This is a genomic window from Corynebacterium sp. HMSC034B08 (assembly GCF_001835805.1).
Taxonomy (GTDB): domain Bacteria; phylum Actinomycetota; class Actinomycetes; order Mycobacteriales; family Mycobacteriaceae; genus Corynebacterium; species Corynebacterium coyleae.
Map to the genome: position 1 here is coordinate 1 of NZ_KV825911.1, position 243 is coordinate 243.

1 rRNA gene is annotated in these 243 nt (G+C 53.9%); it reads left to right on the forward strand.

Annotated elements, in window-relative coordinates:
• Positions 1 to 243: ribosomal RNA gene (locus tag HMPREF2656_RS02445) — 23S ribosomal RNA — on the forward strand; the annotation flags it as partial.

Here is a 243-nt window from a genome sequence, read left to right on the forward strand (position 1 = left end):
ACGGCGGTGGTAACTATAACCATCCTAAGGTAGCGAAATTCCTTGTCGGGTAAGTTCCGACCTGCACGAATGGCGTAACGACTCCCCTGCTGTCTCAACCACAGACCCGGTGAAATTGCACTACGAGTAAAGATGCTCGTTACGCGCGGCAGGACGAAAAGACCCCGGGACCTTCACTATAGCTTGGTATTGGCATTCGGTGCGGTTTGTGTAGGATAGGTGGGAGACGTTGAAGCGGCCACG